15 protein-coding genes are annotated in these 13764 nt (G+C 72.5%); 10 read left to right on the top strand and 5 right to left on the bottom strand.

Annotated elements, in window-relative coordinates; translation table 11 throughout:
- The first annotated feature begins 115 nt into the window (after positions 1-115).
- Positions 116-1516, top strand: a complete 1401-nt coding sequence (locus ACA514_RS35935) for a hypothetical protein (RefSeq protein WP_375045737.1) — start codon at positions 116-118, stop codon at positions 1514-1516.
- 32 nt (positions 1517-1548) lie between these two features.
- Positions 1549-3126, top strand: coding sequence for an MFS transporter (locus ACA514_RS35930; protein WP_375045736.1), 1578 nt, complete (start codon positions 1549-1551; stop codon positions 3124-3126).
- A 6-nt stretch (positions 3127-3132) separates the two neighbouring features.
- Here the strand turns inward: ACA514_RS35930 and ACA514_RS35925 are convergent, their stop codons facing one another.
- Complete coding sequence (locus ACA514_RS35925; RefSeq protein ID WP_375045735.1) at positions 3133-3648, bottom strand: hypothetical protein; 516 nt, start codon at positions 3646-3648, stop codon at positions 3133-3135.
- Positions 3649-3718: 70 nt separating this feature from the next.
- Between ACA514_RS35925 and pyrE the strand changes: the two genes are divergently transcribed.
- A complete protein-coding gene (gene pyrE / locus ACA514_RS35920; RefSeq protein WP_375045734.1) occupies positions 3719-4255 on the top strand; it encodes an orotate phosphoribosyltransferase in 537 nt (178 codons plus the stop codon).
- Positions 4256-4265: 10 nt separating this feature from the next.
- On the opposite strand, the gene ACA514_RS35915 is transcribed toward pyrE, so the two are convergent.
- Positions 4266-4730, bottom strand: coding sequence for a hypothetical protein (locus ACA514_RS35915; protein ID WP_375045733.1), 465 nt, complete (start codon positions 4728-4730; stop codon positions 4266-4268).
- Positions 4731-4739: 9 nt separating this feature from the next.
- The gene (locus tag ACA514_RS35910; protein ID WP_375045732.1) at positions 4740-5468 is read right to left on the bottom strand and encodes a DedA family protein; all 729 of its coding nucleotides are present in this window, start codon (positions 5466-5468) and stop codon (positions 4740-4742) included.
- 188 nt (positions 5469-5656) lie between these two features.
- Between ACA514_RS35910 and fbaA the strand changes: the two genes are divergently transcribed.
- From fbaA to ACA514_RS35895, 3 genes are all read left to right on the top strand, one after another.
- Positions 5657-6679 (top strand): class II fructose-bisphosphate aldolase, encoded by a 1023-nt coding sequence (gene fbaA / locus ACA514_RS35905; RefSeq protein WP_375045731.1) that lies wholly within the window; start codon positions 5657-5659, stop codon positions 6677-6679.
- 108 nt (positions 6680-6787) lie between these two features.
- Entirely contained in the window at positions 6788-7237 is a 450-nt protein-coding gene (locus ACA514_RS35900) for a winged helix-turn-helix transcriptional regulator (protein WP_375045730.1), read from the top strand.
- 80 nt (positions 7238-7317) lie between these two features.
- Positions 7318-7860: a GNAT family N-acetyltransferase gene (locus ACA514_RS35895; RefSeq protein ID WP_375045729.1), complete on the top strand. Its 543-nt coding sequence runs from the start codon at positions 7318-7320 to the stop codon at positions 7858-7860.
- A 32-nt stretch (positions 7861-7892) separates the two neighbouring features.
- Here ACA514_RS35895 and ACA514_RS35890 read toward each other — a convergent pair whose 3' ends face one another.
- Positions 7893-8831, bottom strand: a complete 939-nt coding sequence (locus ACA514_RS35890; RefSeq protein WP_375045728.1) for a GlxA family transcriptional regulator — start codon at positions 8829-8831, stop codon at positions 7893-7895.
- 313 nt (positions 8832-9144) lie between these two features.
- On the opposite strand from ACA514_RS35890, the gene ACA514_RS35885 reads away from it, so the two are divergent.
- The 4 genes from ACA514_RS35885 to ACA514_RS35870 all read left to right on the top strand — a co-directional run bounded on the left by ACA514_RS35885 (position 9145) and on the right by ACA514_RS35870 (position 12535).
- On the top strand, positions 9145-9606 hold the full coding sequence (locus tag ACA514_RS35885; RefSeq protein ID WP_375045727.1) for a hypothetical protein: 462 nt from the start codon (positions 9145-9147) through the stop codon (positions 9604-9606).
- 115 nt (positions 9607-9721) lie between these two features.
- Entirely contained in the window at positions 9722-10141 is a 420-nt protein-coding gene (locus tag ACA514_RS35880) for a DUF3151 domain-containing protein (RefSeq protein WP_375045726.1), read from the top strand.
- A gap of 135 nt (positions 10142-10276) precedes the next feature.
- Positions 10277-11560, top strand: coding sequence for an adenylosuccinate synthase (locus tag ACA514_RS35875; protein WP_375045725.1), 1284 nt, complete (start codon positions 10277-10279; stop codon positions 11558-11560).
- Between the two features lie 75 nt (positions 11561-11635).
- Positions 11636-12535 (top strand): glycerophosphodiester phosphodiesterase family protein, encoded by a 900-nt coding sequence (locus ACA514_RS35870; protein ID WP_375045724.1) that lies wholly within the window; start codon positions 11636-11638, stop codon positions 12533-12535.
- Here ACA514_RS35870 and ACA514_RS35865 read toward each other — a convergent pair.
- Positions 12486-13586 carry a magnesium and cobalt transport protein CorA gene (locus ACA514_RS35865; RefSeq protein WP_375045723.1) on the bottom strand — a complete coding sequence of 367 codons (1101 nt, stop codon included), beginning with the start codon at positions 13584-13586 and terminating at the stop codon, positions 12486-12488. The two genes, ACA514_RS35870 and ACA514_RS35865, sit on opposite strands and share 50 nt — an antisense overlap.
- Between the last annotated feature and the right edge of the window lie 178 nt (positions 13587-13764).

Raw genomic sequence — 13764 nt, 5'->3', positions numbered from 1 at the left:
TGATCGGCATGGGGTCCGGCCTGCGCCGATGTTCGTCACATTATTGACAGCCGTCAAGATTCAGACGTACATTCGCGGCGACCGTCCGGCTCGCTCCCCCTCGTCAGGAGCCTCCATGTCCCTGCTTCGCCCTGGCGGCCGTCCCGGCAGGCTCGCCGTCGCCGGCGCCGCCCTCGCCCTCGCGCCCGCCCTCGTCGCCCCCGCGACCCCGGCCGCCGCCGCGTCCACCGCCACGCCGTCGTCCGCTCCGGCGGACGGCACCGTCGCGCACTCCGGCAAGCTCGCCGACGGCGCCACCTGGACCGCCGAGGTGCCCGCCCGCTGGAACGGCACGCTCCTGCTGTTCAGCCACGGTTTCGGCCCGCTCGTCGCCCAGGACGCGCCGCGCCCCGGCGCCCGGACCGCACTGCTGGCCGAGGGCTACGCGCTGGCGGGCTCGTCCTACGACCCGAACGGCTCGATGTGGGCGCTGAAGTCGGCCGAGCGCGACCAGTTCGCGACGATCGACGCCTTCCGCGCCGCCGCCGGACGGCCCCGGCAGGTCATCTCGGTCGGCCAGTCCATGGGCGGGCTGATCAACGCGCAGATCGCCCGGGACGGCGCCGGACGCGTCGACGGGGCGCTCGGCCTCTGCGGCCTCGTCGCGGGCGGCGTCGACCTGGACGACTACCAGCTCGACGCCGAGTACGCGATCTCCGCGCTGCTCGCCCCGGGCGACCGGAACAAGCTCGTCGGCTTCTCCGACGCCGCCGAGGCCGCCGCCCTCGGCGTGAAGCTCACCGACGCGGTCACCAAGGCGCAGGCCACCCCGCAGGGGCGGGCCCGGATCGCGCTCGCCGCCGCCTACCTCAACCTCGCCGACTGGGCCCCGGACCGGCAGCCGCCCGCCAAGGACGACTACGCGGGCCAGGAGCAGCAGCAGTACGCCTGGTTCGCGCAGGGCCTGCTGTCCTTCCTGACGACCGCGCGGTACCAGGTCGAACTGTCCGCCGGCGGCAACACCTCGTGGAACCGGGGCGTGGACTACACCGCCCTGCTGCGGCGATCCGCGCACGCCAAGCAGGTCAGCGCCCTGTACCGGTCCGCCGGGCTGAACCTCCAGGCCGACCTGGCCGGCCTCACCAAGGGCGCCGACGTCACCGCCGACCCCGCCGCCGTCCGGTCGCTGCGGCGGACGTCCACCGCCGGCCAGCGCCTCGGCGTCCCGCTGCTGGACGTGCACACGACGTCCGACCAGCTGGTGCCGGTCGAGCAGGAGAGCGCGTTCGGCGCGCGGGTCCGGGCGGCCGGCGACTCGGCACTGCTGCGCCAGGCGTACGTGGCCCGGCAGAGCCACTGCAACTTCACCACGGCGGAGACCGTCGCGGCCGTCCACGCCGTCCAGCACCGGGTGACCACCGGCCGCTGGACCGGGACGACCGCCGCCGGGCTCCAACGCAGCGCGCTCGCGCTCGGCCTGGACGGCGCGGCCTTCGTCCGGTACCGGCCCGGCGTCCTGGTCGGCGCGCGCCGCTGAATCCCGCACCATCCACCCCCTCAGGAGTTCACGTGTCCACCACCGCGGAGACCTCGTCCCGCTCCACGCCGGCGCCCGGCACGGCCCTCGCGCTCGGCACGCTGGTCGCCGGCTGCGTCGCGGTCTGCCTGGCGCAGATCGGCATCGCGATCCCGGCGACCCTCAACGGCCTGTTCCAGAAGGACCTGCACCCCGTCGGCTCCCAGCTCACCTGGATCTCCGACGCGTTCCTGCTGCCGGTCGCCGTGCTGGAGCTGACCTTCGGCGTGCTCGGCGACCTGTTCGGCCGCAAGCGGCTGCTCATCGGCGGCGCCGGGCTGATGGCGGTCGGCGAGCTGGTCAGCACCACCAGCTCCGGCGTCCACCAGCTGTGGACCGGGCAGGCGCTGGCCGGCCTCGGCGCCGCCGCGCTGTTCCCGACGTCGCTGGCGATGCTCGCCGCCGGGACGAGCGGCGCCACCCAGCGGGCGCGGGTCATCGCGCTGTGGGCGGCGTCCCTGTCCACCGGCGGCTTCCTCGCCCCGCTGCTCGGCGGCATCACCGCGACGTACGGATCGTGGCGCTGGTCGTTCGTCGTGGTCACGATCGCCGCGGTGCTCAGCGCGGTGATCAGCATCGTGCTCGCGCGCGACTCCCGCGCGCCGGAGGGCCGGTCCCTCGACCCGGCCGGGCAGGTCACCATCGGCCTCGGCCTGTTCGCGCTGCTCTTCGCGATCATCCAGGGCCCCGAGGACGGCTGGGGCTCCGCGCCCGTCGTCGGCGGGTTCGTGCTGGCCGCGCTGTTCCTGGCCGCGTTCGTGGTCGCCGAGCTGCGCGTCCGCTCCCCGCTGCTGCGGCTCGACCTGTTCGCCAACCGGGCGTTCGCCGTCGCCGCGATCGTCGCGGTCGTCGGCATGTTCAGCTTCCTCGGCACCGCCTACTCGGTGAGCATCCGGCTCGGCCCGGCGCAGGACCAGCCGCCCATGCACACCGCGATGGCGTTCCTGCTGCTCAACGGCCTCGCGCTCGTGCTGCTGCCGATCACCGAACGGCTGCTGCACCGGGTCCCGCCCGGCCTGCTCACCGGCGGCGGGCTGATCCTCATCGCCGCCGGCGACTTCTGGACCGCGACCCTGCCGATCAGCGACCGCGCCATGACCTCGCTGATCCTGCCGCTCGGGCTGGTCGGCATCGGCTTCGCCGTCACCGTCTCCTCGATCACCGCGACCGCCGTCAACACCGTCCCCCACCACCTGGAGGGCATGGCCAGCGCGACCACGAACCTGCTGCGCGACTTCGGCTTCACCCTCGGCCCGGCCGTCATCGGCGCCGTGGCGCTGAGCCGCGCGAGCAGCGGGTTCACCGACTCGCTGAACGCCTCGTCCCTCCCCGCCGGGCTCAAGCACGCCGCGACGGAGGTCCTGAACGAGGGCGGGCCGCTCGGCATCAACAGCGCGTCGTCGGCCGCACCGCCGCTCAAGCCCGTCCACTCGCTGGCGCTGGACGCCGTCGGCCACGGCTACTCCATCGGCTTCGTCGTCTGCGGGGCCGCGGCGCTGGCGTCCGCCCTGCTCACCCTGGCGACGCTGCGCGGGTCGAAGCGTGGCGAGACCCCGGTGGACGCGCCCTGACGTCCCCTACAGGGTCGCTATCAGCTCGCTGAGGGCCTGGGCGGCGGCCGCCGGCGGCTCGTGCTCGATGACCGTCCAGCCGCGCAGGCGGGCCGCCCTGACGGTCTCGTCGCGGCCGGGGAAGGCCGCCTGGTCCGCATGGGTGCGCAGGTAGCCGCAAGGGGCCTCCGGCCAGTCCGGGGGCCCCGCGGGCATGTCGTGGTCGTGCGGGCCGGGCGGGCGCGGCAGATCGGCGTCCACGAAGACGTACCCGCCGACCGGACGGTGCGCGGCGCGCTGCGCGAGGGCGATCGCGGGCACCAGCGGTCCCGCGGCGCCGTGCGCCGCCAGCACCAGCGGCACCGACGGCCCCGCCGCCGAGATGATCAGCGAGACGCGGGCGACGTAGCGGGCCCCGGCGCCGTCCGCGACGTCCGGCGCGATCACGTCCATCCCGTAGGAGCGCAGCATCTCCGGCATGTCGCCCCACGACGCGGCGGCGGCGCCCGGCGCGTGCAGCAGCACCACGGTTCCCGGCGTCATGGCCCCCCTTCCCGCCGCCACGGTACATGGCGGCTGCGGCGGCCCGGCGCCGGATGAATAGGGTTCTCTCGTGAGCGATCGTGATGAGCTGCTGCGAGAGATCAAGGACAAGGCCGTCGTGCACGGGGACTTCACGCTGTCCTCGGGCAAGAAGGCGTCCTGGTACGTCGACCTGCGCCGGGTCACGCTGGACGGCGCCGTCGCGCCCCTCGTCGGGCGGGTGATGCTGGACGAGACCGCCGACCTCGGCTACGACGCCGTCGGCGGCCTCACCCTCGGCGCCGACCCGGTCGCCACCGCGATGCTGCACGCCGCCGCCGCGCGCGGCCGCCGGCTGGACGCGTTCGTCGTCCGCAAGGCCGGCAAGGCGCACGGCCTCCAGCGCCGCATCGAGGGCCCCGACGTGGCGGGCCGCCGCGTCCTCGCCGTCGAGGACACCTCCACCACCGGCGGGTCCGTGCTCACCGCCGTCGAGGCGCTGCGCGAGGCGGGCGCCGAGGTCGTGGCGGTCGCGACGATCCTGGAGCGCGGCGCCGCCGCCCGCATCGCCGAGGAGGGCCTGACCTACCGGCACCCCTACGAGGTCGCCGACCTCGGCCTCTCCTAGCCGGACCGGCTCAGCTCTTCGGGCGCACGTACCAGGTGGCGCGCTGCCCCGCCGGCTGCGGCGGCTGCACCTTCCCGTAGATCGTCACCTGCAGCGAGCCGCCGTTGTTCGCGACGACGTCGAGCGTCTTCTCGTCGAACTGGAGGGTGTCGCCGGTGTTCAGCACGCCGCTACGCACCACCGTGCCGGTGTCGGGCACCCGGATGACCACCTTCGTGGGCTGGCCGGTCACTTCGATCAGCAGGGGGACGTTCGCCGCGGGGGTCTTCCGGGAGGGGGACGCGCCGGGGGAGGAGGGGGTGCTCTGGCCGCTCGGAGGCGCGGCCGTCGAGGGACTTTCCTTGTCGGGCGACCCGGCCACCGCGTTCACCAGTGCTATGCCGCCGACGACGAGAAGCGCTAAGGCGAAGACCACGGCGATGGCCGCGATCACGATGCGCGCGAGACCTATAGGGTCCGACCGATGACGTCCCACATGGGGAGGTTAGCGATAACTGTCACTGCTGAGCGACGGACGTGACTCTTCACGCTCATTCTTATTCGGACCGTTGCCACCGCCGCGCCGCCCCTTCATGATCTCCCGCACGATCGGGATGACCGACAGGACCAGGATCACGGCGACGCCCGGCAGGATGTACTTCTCGATGTCGGGCACCTCGGAGCCGAGGAAGTGGCCCAGCAGGAACAGCGCGTCCGTCCAGACGACCCCGCCGATGACGTTCCAGACCAGGAACTTGCGGGCGTCCATCCCGAGCATCCCGGCCAGCGGGTTCAGGAACGTCCGGACGATCGGGATGAACCGGGCCAGCAGCACCGCGCGGGCCGGGCCGAACCGGTTGAAGTAGTACTCGGCCTTGTCCACCCACTCGCTGCGGAACAGCTTGGAGTCGGGCCGGTCGAACAGGCGCCGGCCGTAGCGGGCGCCGAGGAAGTGCCCGAGCTGGGCCCCCGCGATCGCCGCCACCGGACCGCCGACCAGCAGCCAGGGCAGCGACAGCGACTGGAACTCCTGCCCGTTGACGGTCGAGACCGCCGTGAGGATCCCCGCCGTGAACAGCAGCGAGTCGCCCGGCAGGATGCAGCCGATCAGCAGCCCGGTCTCCGCGAAGATGATCGCGAGCACCCCGATCGTCGCGAACGTGCCGAACAGCTGCAGCCACGCGGTCGGGTGCAGCCACTCGGTGATGTCAAGGGGAATCGTCGTGAGATCCACACCGCGAGCGTACCTTTCCGCACGTCGCGATTAGGCGGAACGCGGGCCCCGACGGGATACTGAGGGGCGGACGGCATGCCAGACCGGAGACCGTGTGACCCGGGCCGCTCACCTGGGTAGACGGTCGTTCGGGTGCTACCGCCCGGCCGGATGCCCGGCGGCACCCTGCGTATGAAAGGACGCTGACAATGCCCATCGCAACGCCCGAGGTCTACGCGGAGATGCTCGACAAGGCCAAGCGCGACGGCTTCGCCTTCCCCGCCATCAACGTGACGTCGAGCCAGACGCTGAACGCGGCGCTGCGCGGCTTCGCCGAGGCGGAGAGCGACGGGATCGTGCAGGTCTCCACCGGGGGCGCCGAGTACCTGTCCGGGTCCACCGTCAAGGACATGGTCGTCGGCGCCAGCGCCCTCGCCGAGTACGCGCGGGTCGTCGCCGCCAAGTACCCGGTGAACATCGCCCTGCACACCGACCACTGCCCGAAGGACAAGCTGGACGGGTTCATGCGCCCGCTGATCAAGATCTCCCAGGAGCGGGTGGCGCGCGGCGAGGAGCCGCTGTTCCAGTCGCACATGTGGGACGGCTCCGCCGTCGAGCTGCACGAGAACCTCGACATCGCCGCCGGGCTCCTGGAGGAGTGCGCGAAGGCGCGCATCATCATGGAGATGGAGATCGGCGTCGTCGGCGGCGAGGAGGACGGCGTCGCCAACGAGATCAACGAGAAGCTCTACACCACCCCGGGCGACGCGATCGCGACCGCCGAGGCCGTCGGCGTCGGCGAGAAGGGCCGCTACATCCTCGCCGCCACCTTCGGCAACGTCCACGGCGTGTACAAGCCGGGCTCGGTGAAGCTGCGTCCCGAGGTGCTCAAGGAGATCCAGGACGCGGTCGGCGCCAAGTACGGCAAGGACAAGCCGTTCGACCTGGTCTTCCACGGCGGTTCCGGCTCCACGCTGGAGGAGATCCGCGAGGCGGTGTCCTACGGCGTCGTCAAGATGAACATCGACACCGACACCCAGTACGCGTTCACCCGCCCCGTGGCCGACCACATGCTCCGCAACTACGACGGCGTCCTGAAGGTCGACGGCGAGGTCGGCAACAAGAAGCAGTACGACCCGCGCTCGTGGGGCAAGGCGGCCGAGACCGCGATGGCCGCGCGCATCGTCGAGGCCGCCGAGAACCTCCAGTCGGCGGGCAAGAAGCTGGCTTAGCCCAGGGGCTGTTCTTCCCAGGGGGCGACCCCTGGGAAGAACAGCCGTCGCGGTCGACAGGCGAAGTGGTTCGCGCGTTTTGTGACGAAACCTCGGTAGGCTCGGGGTGTGGCACTGCCCCGCACCTACGAGAGCCAGAACTGCTCGATCGCCCGCGCGCTGGAGGTCGTCGGCGATCGCTGGACGCTGCTGGTGATCCGCAGCGCGCTGGAGGGCGTCCGCCGCTTCGACGACTTCCAGGACGCCCTCGGCGTGGCCCGCAACGTCCTCACCGACCGGCTGACCCGGCTGTGCGACGAGGGGATCATGCGCCGCGTCCCGTACCAGGAGCGGCCCGAGCGGCACGAGTACCGGCTCACCCGCAAGGGCGTCGAGCTGTGGCCGGCGATGATGACGCTGCTGATGTGGGGCGACCGGCACTACGCGCCGGACGGGCCCCCGGCGATCATCGGGCACCGCGGCTGCGACGGCACCCTCACCACCCGCTTCACCTGCGACTCCTGCGGCGCCGCGCTGGGCCCCGCGGACGTCGATCCCCGCCCGGGCCCGGGCGCGTAGGCGGTCCGGCCGAGAATCCACCGGCCGTTCACCGGGATAATAGTTGCTTCATGAAACCCGCTTGCGGTCCAATGGGTTTCATGAAGCAACTCAATGTGCGCGGCGTGGCCCACATTGCCGGGGCGACGCTGGACGACGTGCGCATCCGGCCGTACGGCACCACCGACCGCGACCGGCTCCTCCGGATGTCGGCCCGCGTCTCCAAGGCCAGCCTCTACACGCGCTTCTTCTCCGGCACACCGCGCATCCCGGACCACTACCTCGCCGCCATGGACCGCCTCGACCACTGGGACCGCGAGGCCATGGTCGGCCTGGTGGACGGCGAGATGGTGGGGATCGCGGAGTACGTCCGGGACGTCCGCGCGCCGGGGCACGCGGAGATCGCCGTCCTGGTGGCCGACCCGTGGCAGCGCCGCGGCCTCGGCAGCCACCTCGTCGGCTACCTCACCCAGCTCGCCGTCCGCCGCGGCATCACCGAGTTCGGCGCCGACGTCATCCTCAGCAACCGCTGCGCGCTGCTGTTCGTCCGGAACGGCTGGCCCGCCGCCCGCGCCCGCACCGAGGAAGGCGCCGCCCGCTTCCACCTCCCCCTCCCCCCGCCGCAGGCCGCCGCGCACCTCTGACTCCCCGTCCGAGCCCCGGCTGCGCCGTCCTGTCAGCTGAAGGCGCGCCGGTAGAGGTGGGGGCTGACGCCGGTGGTCCTCTTGAAGCGGTCACGGAACGCGGTGGGCGAGCCGAAGCCGACCTGGGCGGCGATGCGCTCGACCGGGTGGTCCGTGGTCTCCAGCAGGTGCTGGGCCTGGCGGACGCGGGCGCGGTGCAGCCACTGGAGCGGGGTCGTGCCGGTCTGCTCCCGGAACCTGCGGATGAGGGTGCGGGTGCTGGTCCCGGCCTGCGCGGCGATGTCGGCGAGGGACAGGTCGCGGGCCAGGTTGTCCCGCAGCCAGGCGAGCAGCGGTTCGAGGGCGGAGCCCCGCGGCGTCGGCACATGGTCGTGGCCGATGAACTGCGCCTGCCCGCCCTCGCGCTCCAGCGGCATGACCGACAGGCGGGCGGCGTCGGCGGCGACGGCCGAGCCGTAGTCGCGGCGGATCATGTGCAGGCACAGGTCCAGGCCGGCGGCGGCGCCGGCCGAGGTGAGGATCTGCCCGTTGTCGACGTAGAGGACGTCCGGGTCGACGTCGACGTCCGGATGGGCGGCGGCCAGGGGGCCGGCCGCGAGCCAGTGGGTGGTGGCGCGCAGGCCGTCGAGTAGCCCGGTGGCGGCCAGGGGGAAGGTGCCCGAGCAGATGGACGCGATGCGGGTGCCGCCCTCCGCCGCCGCCCTCAGCGCCTCACGCACGCCCGGGGTCGGCGGGACGAGCGGGTCCGCGGTGCCGGGGACGATGATCGTGTCCGCTCCCCGGAGCCCGTCCAGCCCCCACGGGGCGCGCAGGGTGAAGGCGCCCGCGTCGACCTCCGGCCGCTCGGCGCACACGCGGATCCGGTAGCCGGGGCGGCCGTCCGGGAGGCGGGTGCGGGTGAAGACCTCGATCGGGGTGGAGAGGTCGAAGGGGATCACCTGGTCCAGCGCGAGCACGGCGACGGTGTGCATGGCAGGAACCTACCTCCGCACTGGGCTGGATGACCTTGCAAAGTCTCTTATCTGGCCAGTTCAGGGCTGCTCGCGTGGTGCTGGCATTAATCCGTTGGATGCTGGCACTAATGCCACTGGGGACCGGGGCGGCGGCCGTCTAGCTTCGGCTGTGATCCCCGCGCCGACCGGCCGCGCCGCTTCCGAAGGAGCCCCTCATGCATGCCCAGATAGTCCTGTTCGGCTACGAGCGGCGCGGCACCGTCTGGCGCCCTCACGGCCCGGTGCCCGCCGGTCCCGGAAGTGCGGCCGGTGCGGCGGCGGAGCGCTGACCGTGGCGAAGTTCCTGCTCATCCTGCACGTGCTGGCCGCGGTGATCGCCATCGGACCGGTCACCGTCGCCGCGAGCATGTTCCCCAAGACGCTGCGCCGCGCCCAGAGCGCGCCCGGCGACCGCGAGGCCCTCACGACGCTGCGCACGCTGAACCGCATCTGCCGCGTCTACGCGCTGGTCGGCATCGCGGTCCCCGCCTTCGGTTTCGCCACCGCGAGCGCGATGGGCGTGCTCGGCGACGCCTGGCTGATCGCCTCGATCGTGCTGACCACCGCCGCGGCCGGCGTCCTGGCCCTGCTGATCCTCCCCGCCCAGGAGGGCGCGCTCGCCGCCACGGGAACGCCCGCCTCCCGCCTGGTCCCGCCGAGCCGGATCGCCATGCTCACCGGCGTCTTCAACGTGCTGTGGGCCACGGTCACCATCCTGATGATCGTCCGCCCCGGGTCGACCACGGGAGCATGAGACGCGCAGGACGGTTTGCGGGCCACTCCGTGGCCCCGGCCCGGTGACGGCTCCACGGCGCGCCGGGGACACGGCCGTGACCCGGGTTGATGCGGACCCGGCCCGTCGACCTACGATGACCCGCATGACCCAGAACCTGCTCGGCGGCCCGCCTCCGACCGAACTGCCGGACAACACCGAGGCCCGCGAGGCGCTGGAGAGCGGCGTCGACCCGTTCGAGGTCGCGGCGCGCCACCCCGACTACCCGGGCGCCTGGGCCGAACTGGCCGACCGCGCCTTCGCCAAGGGCAGCGTGATCGACTCCTACGCCTTCGCCCGCACCGGCTACCACCGCGGCCTCGACATGCTGCGCCGCGCCGGGTGGAAGGGCCAGGGCCCGATCCCCTGGGAGCACGAGGCCAACCGCGGCTTCCTGCGCGCCCTGCACGCCCTGTCCCGCGCCGCCGCCGCCATCGGCGAGGACGACGAGGCCGAGCGCTGCCGGACGTTCCTGCGCGACAGCAGCGCCGCCGCCGCGGACGCCCTCGCCGGCTGACCCACGCGTCGCGCCCGTACCCGGGCGGTGAGGTGCGGTTTCTTTAACGGCCGGGTACGGGTACGCTTTGATCGCAAGAGGCCCCTTCGCGCGCTTGCGGCGACCGGGGCCTTCGTCGTGGGAAGGAAAAGTGGCATGCCTGCCATCGTTCTTGTCGGTGCCCAGTGGGGAGATGAGGGCAAGGGCAAGGCAACAGACCTGCTCGGGGGCGACGTCGACTACGTCGTCCGCTACCAGGGCGGCAACAACGCCGGCCACACCGTCGTCATCGGCGACAAGAGCTACGCGCTGCACCTGCTGCCGTCCGGGGTGCTGTCGCCGGACGTCGTCCCGGTGATCGGCAACGGCGTGGTGATCGACCCGGCCGTCCTGCTGCAGGAGATCGACGGGCTGCGGGAGCGCGGGATCGGCTGCGAACGGCTGCTGATCTCGGCGAACGCGCATTTGATCATGCCGCACCACCGGGCCCTCGACAAGGTCACCGAGCGCTACCTCGGCAAGGCACGGATCGGCACCACCGGGCGCGGCATCGGCCCGGCCTACGCCGACAAGATCAACCGGATGGGCATCCGGGTGCAGGACCTGTTCGACCCGAACATCCTCACCCAGAAGCTCGACCTGTCGCTGCGCGAGAAGAACCAGGTCCTCACCAAGGTCTACAACCGGCGCCGCATCGAGACCGGCCCGATCGTCCAGGAGTACCTGGCCTACGGCGAGCGCATCAGGCCGTTCGTCGCCGACACCGAGCTCGTGCTGAACCAGGCCCTCGACGGCGGCAAGGTCGTCCTGCTGGAGGGCGCGCAGGGCACGCTGCTGGACATCGACCACGGCACCTACCCGTTCGTGACGTCGTCCAGCCCCACGGCGGGCGGGGCCTGCGTCGGCTCCGGCGTCGCCCCCACGAAGATCACCCGGGTGATCGGCATCCTCAAGGCCTACACCACCCGCGTCGGCTCTGGACCGTTCCCCACCGAGCTGCTGGACGAGCAGGGCGAGTACCTGCGCAAGACCGGCGGCGAGTACGGCGTCACCACGGGCCGCGACCGCCGCTGCGGCTGGTTCGACGCGGTGATCGCCCGCTACGCGTCCCGGGTGAACGGCATCACCGACTTCTTCCTCACCAAGCTGGACGTCCTGTCCGGGCTGGAGCGCGTCCCGGTCTGCGTCGCCTACGACGTCGACGGCGAGCGCGTCGACGAGCTGCCCGCCACCCAGACCGACTTCCACCACGCCAAGCCGATCCTGGAGTACCTGGACGGCTGGCAGGAGGACATCACCGGCGCCAAGACCTTCGACGACCTGCCGAAGAACGCGCAGGCCTACGTCCGGGCGCTGGAGGAGATGTCCGGCGCGCGGATCTCCGCGATCGGCGTCGGCCCCGGCCGCGACCAGACCCTCTCCCTGCGTCCCCTGGTGTAACACCTGACCCGCCGTTCCCCCGCACCTCACCGAACCTCCATCTGGGGTTCGGTGACGGGCTGTAGCGTCCCCCCGGTGACGACCATCGGGGGGACCGTCGAGCTGCACGGTCATCGGGGGGCGCGGGGGCTGCGCCCGGAGAACACGCTGCCGGCCTTCGCGCACGCCGTCGAGCTCGGCGTGGACGTGATCGAGCTGGACGTCGGCCTGTCGGCGGACGGCGCGGTCGTCCTCGGCCACGACCAGGTGCTGTCCCCGGCGAACCTCGCCGACACGGTGCCCGCCTTTCCGGACGACCCCGCGTTCCCCTATGTCGGCAGGCCCGTCAGGGAGCTGACGCTCGCGCAGCTCAAGACGGTCGACGCGGGCGTCCGGCAGCGCGACGACGCGTTCGCGCGGACGCAGCGTCCGCTGCCCGGCACCCCGATCCCCACGCTCGCCGAGGCGTGCGCGCTCCTCGCGCCGACCGGCGTCGGCCTGGCCGTCGAACTGAAGACCGACCCCGGCTGGACCGCCGAGGAGATCGAGCTGTTCACCGCGGCCGTCGCCGCCGTCCTGGCCGCCGCGGGCTTGACCGCCCGCAGCCGGCTCCTCGCCTTCGACTGGCGCGTCCTGGCGGAGGCCCGCCGCAGCCATCCGGCGCTCGGCCGCACCGCGCTGATCGAGCGCAAGACGCTCGTCCCGGGTACGCGCTGGCTCGCCGGCCTGCCGCCCGGCGACCCGGTGGCGGCGGCGCGCGCGATCGGCGCCACCGCGCTGTCCCCCGAGCACGCCATCACCACGCCCGGCCTGGTCGACGACGCCCACACCGCCGGCCTGCCCGTCGTCGCCTGGACGGTCAACGAACCCGAGGACATGACCCGCCTCGTCAAATACGGAGTAGACGCCCTGGTAACCGACTACCCCGACCGGGTTTCGGCGCTCCTCACAGCCAGCCGTTGCGGCGGAAGCCTCGGTAGAGGGTCAGGCAGATGAAGGCGATGGCGCCGACGATCATCGGGTAGCCGAAGTGCCAGTGCGTCTCGGGCATGAAGTCGAAGTTCATCCCGTAAACGCCAGTGATCGCGGTGGGCACCATGAAGATCGCGCCCCAGGCGGAGATCTTGCGCATGTCCTTGTTGTCGGTGACCGTGACCTGCGTCATGTGCGCCTGCAGGATCGGGTTCAGCAGCTCGTCGTAGGCCTCGACCTGCTCGCGGACGCGGGTGAGGTGGTCCTCGACGTCGCGCAGGTACTCCTTGATCTCGGCCGGCACGAAGCGGCGGCCGGACAGGTTGCGCAGCGGGCCGGCGAGCGGGCCGACGGCGCGCTTGAGCTGGATGACCTCGCGCTTGAGCCGGTAGATGCGGCGGGCCTCGTCGGTGCGCTCGGGCGAGAAGACGGCCTCCTCGACCTCGTCGATGTCCTCCTGGACGGCGTCGGCGACGCAGACGTAGCCGTCCACGACGCGGTCGGCGACGGCGTGCAGGACGGCGGCGGGGCCCATGGCGAGGCGGGCCGGGTCCTTCTCCAGCTGCCTGCGGACGGAGCCGAGCTCGCCGTGCGTGCCGTGCCGGACCGTCACGACGAAGTCCGGGCCGCAGAAGATCATGATCTCGCCGGTCTCGACGACCTCGGCCGCGTCCGGGCCGGTGGAGACGTAGCCGACGGTCTTCATCACCACGAAGTGGACGTCGTCGTAGCGCTCCAGCTTGGGCCGCTGGTGGGCGTGGATGGCGTCCTCGACGGCGAGCGGGTGCAGGCCGAACACCTCGGCCAGCTCGGACAGCTCGGTGGCCGACGGCTCGTGCAGCCCGACCCAGACGAAGCCGGCGCTGTCGCCGTCGGGGGTGAGGCGGCCGTCGCGGATGAGGCGGACGGCGTCCTCGACGGTGCCGGTGGACGCGCGGTGGCCGTCGATGTAGGCGGCCCAGTCGATGACGGCGGAATCGCGGGCGCGCCCCCGTACCTGTGCCCCGTGGGTTCGCCCGCGCGTCTTGAACAGCGACTTGGTCGCGCGCGCCGGACGGACTCGTGTCATGGCCATGAGGTGCTCCTAACCCGCCGGCCACGCGCGCAGGGGCGCGCTCTACCCAGGTCTGATCAGTGGAGCGGGATCAGCGCGGGGAGCGCGCGAGGGCGACGGCCGGACGCCAGATGGAGGCGGACGGATGGACAGTCCAGTCCGGACTGTGAGGGTTCTCTGGCGAACTGCAAGTATCACC

This window comes from Actinomadura sp. NTSP31 (genome assembly GCF_041951385.1).
In the GTDB taxonomy this organism is placed as follows: Bacteria; Actinomycetota; Actinomycetes; order Streptosporangiales; family Streptosporangiaceae; genus Spirillospora; species Spirillospora napierensis.
The sequence above is the reverse complement of the archived record's forward strand: the minus strand, read 5'-3'. Positions and strand labels throughout refer to the sequence as shown.

Bases quoted from the DNA above. Each gene is read 5' to 3' on its own strand.
- ACA514_RS35935 (WP_375045737.1), top strand. From the start codon at position 116: ATGTCCCTGCTTCGCCCTGGCGGCCGTCCCGGCAGGCTCGCCGTCGCC.
- ACA514_RS35925 (WP_375045735.1), bottom strand. From the start codon at position 3,648: ATGACGCCGGGAACCGTGGTGCTGCTGCACGCGCCGGGCGCCGCCGCC.
- fbaA (WP_375045731.1), top strand. From the start codon at position 5,657: ATGCCCATCGCAACGCCCGAGGTCTACGCGGAGATGCTCGACAAGGCC.
- ACA514_RS35895 (WP_375045729.1), top strand. From the start codon at position 7,318: ATGAAGCAACTCAATGTGCGCGGCGTGGCCCACATTGCCGGGGCGACG.
- ACA514_RS35890 (WP_375045728.1), bottom strand. From the start codon at position 8,831: ATGCACACCGTCGCCGTGCTCGCGCTGGACCAGGTGATCCCCTTCGAC.
- ACA514_RS35880 (WP_375045726.1), top strand. From the start codon at position 9,722: ATGACCCGCATGACCCAGAACCTGCTCGGCGGCCCGCCTCCGACCGAA.
- ACA514_RS35875 (WP_375045725.1), top strand. From the start codon at position 10,277: ATGCCTGCCATCGTTCTTGTCGGTGCCCAGTGGGGAGATGAGGGCAAG.
- ACA514_RS35865 (WP_375045723.1), bottom strand. From the start codon at position 13,586: ATGGCCATGACACGAGTCCGTCCGGCGCGCGCGACCAAGTCGCTGTTC.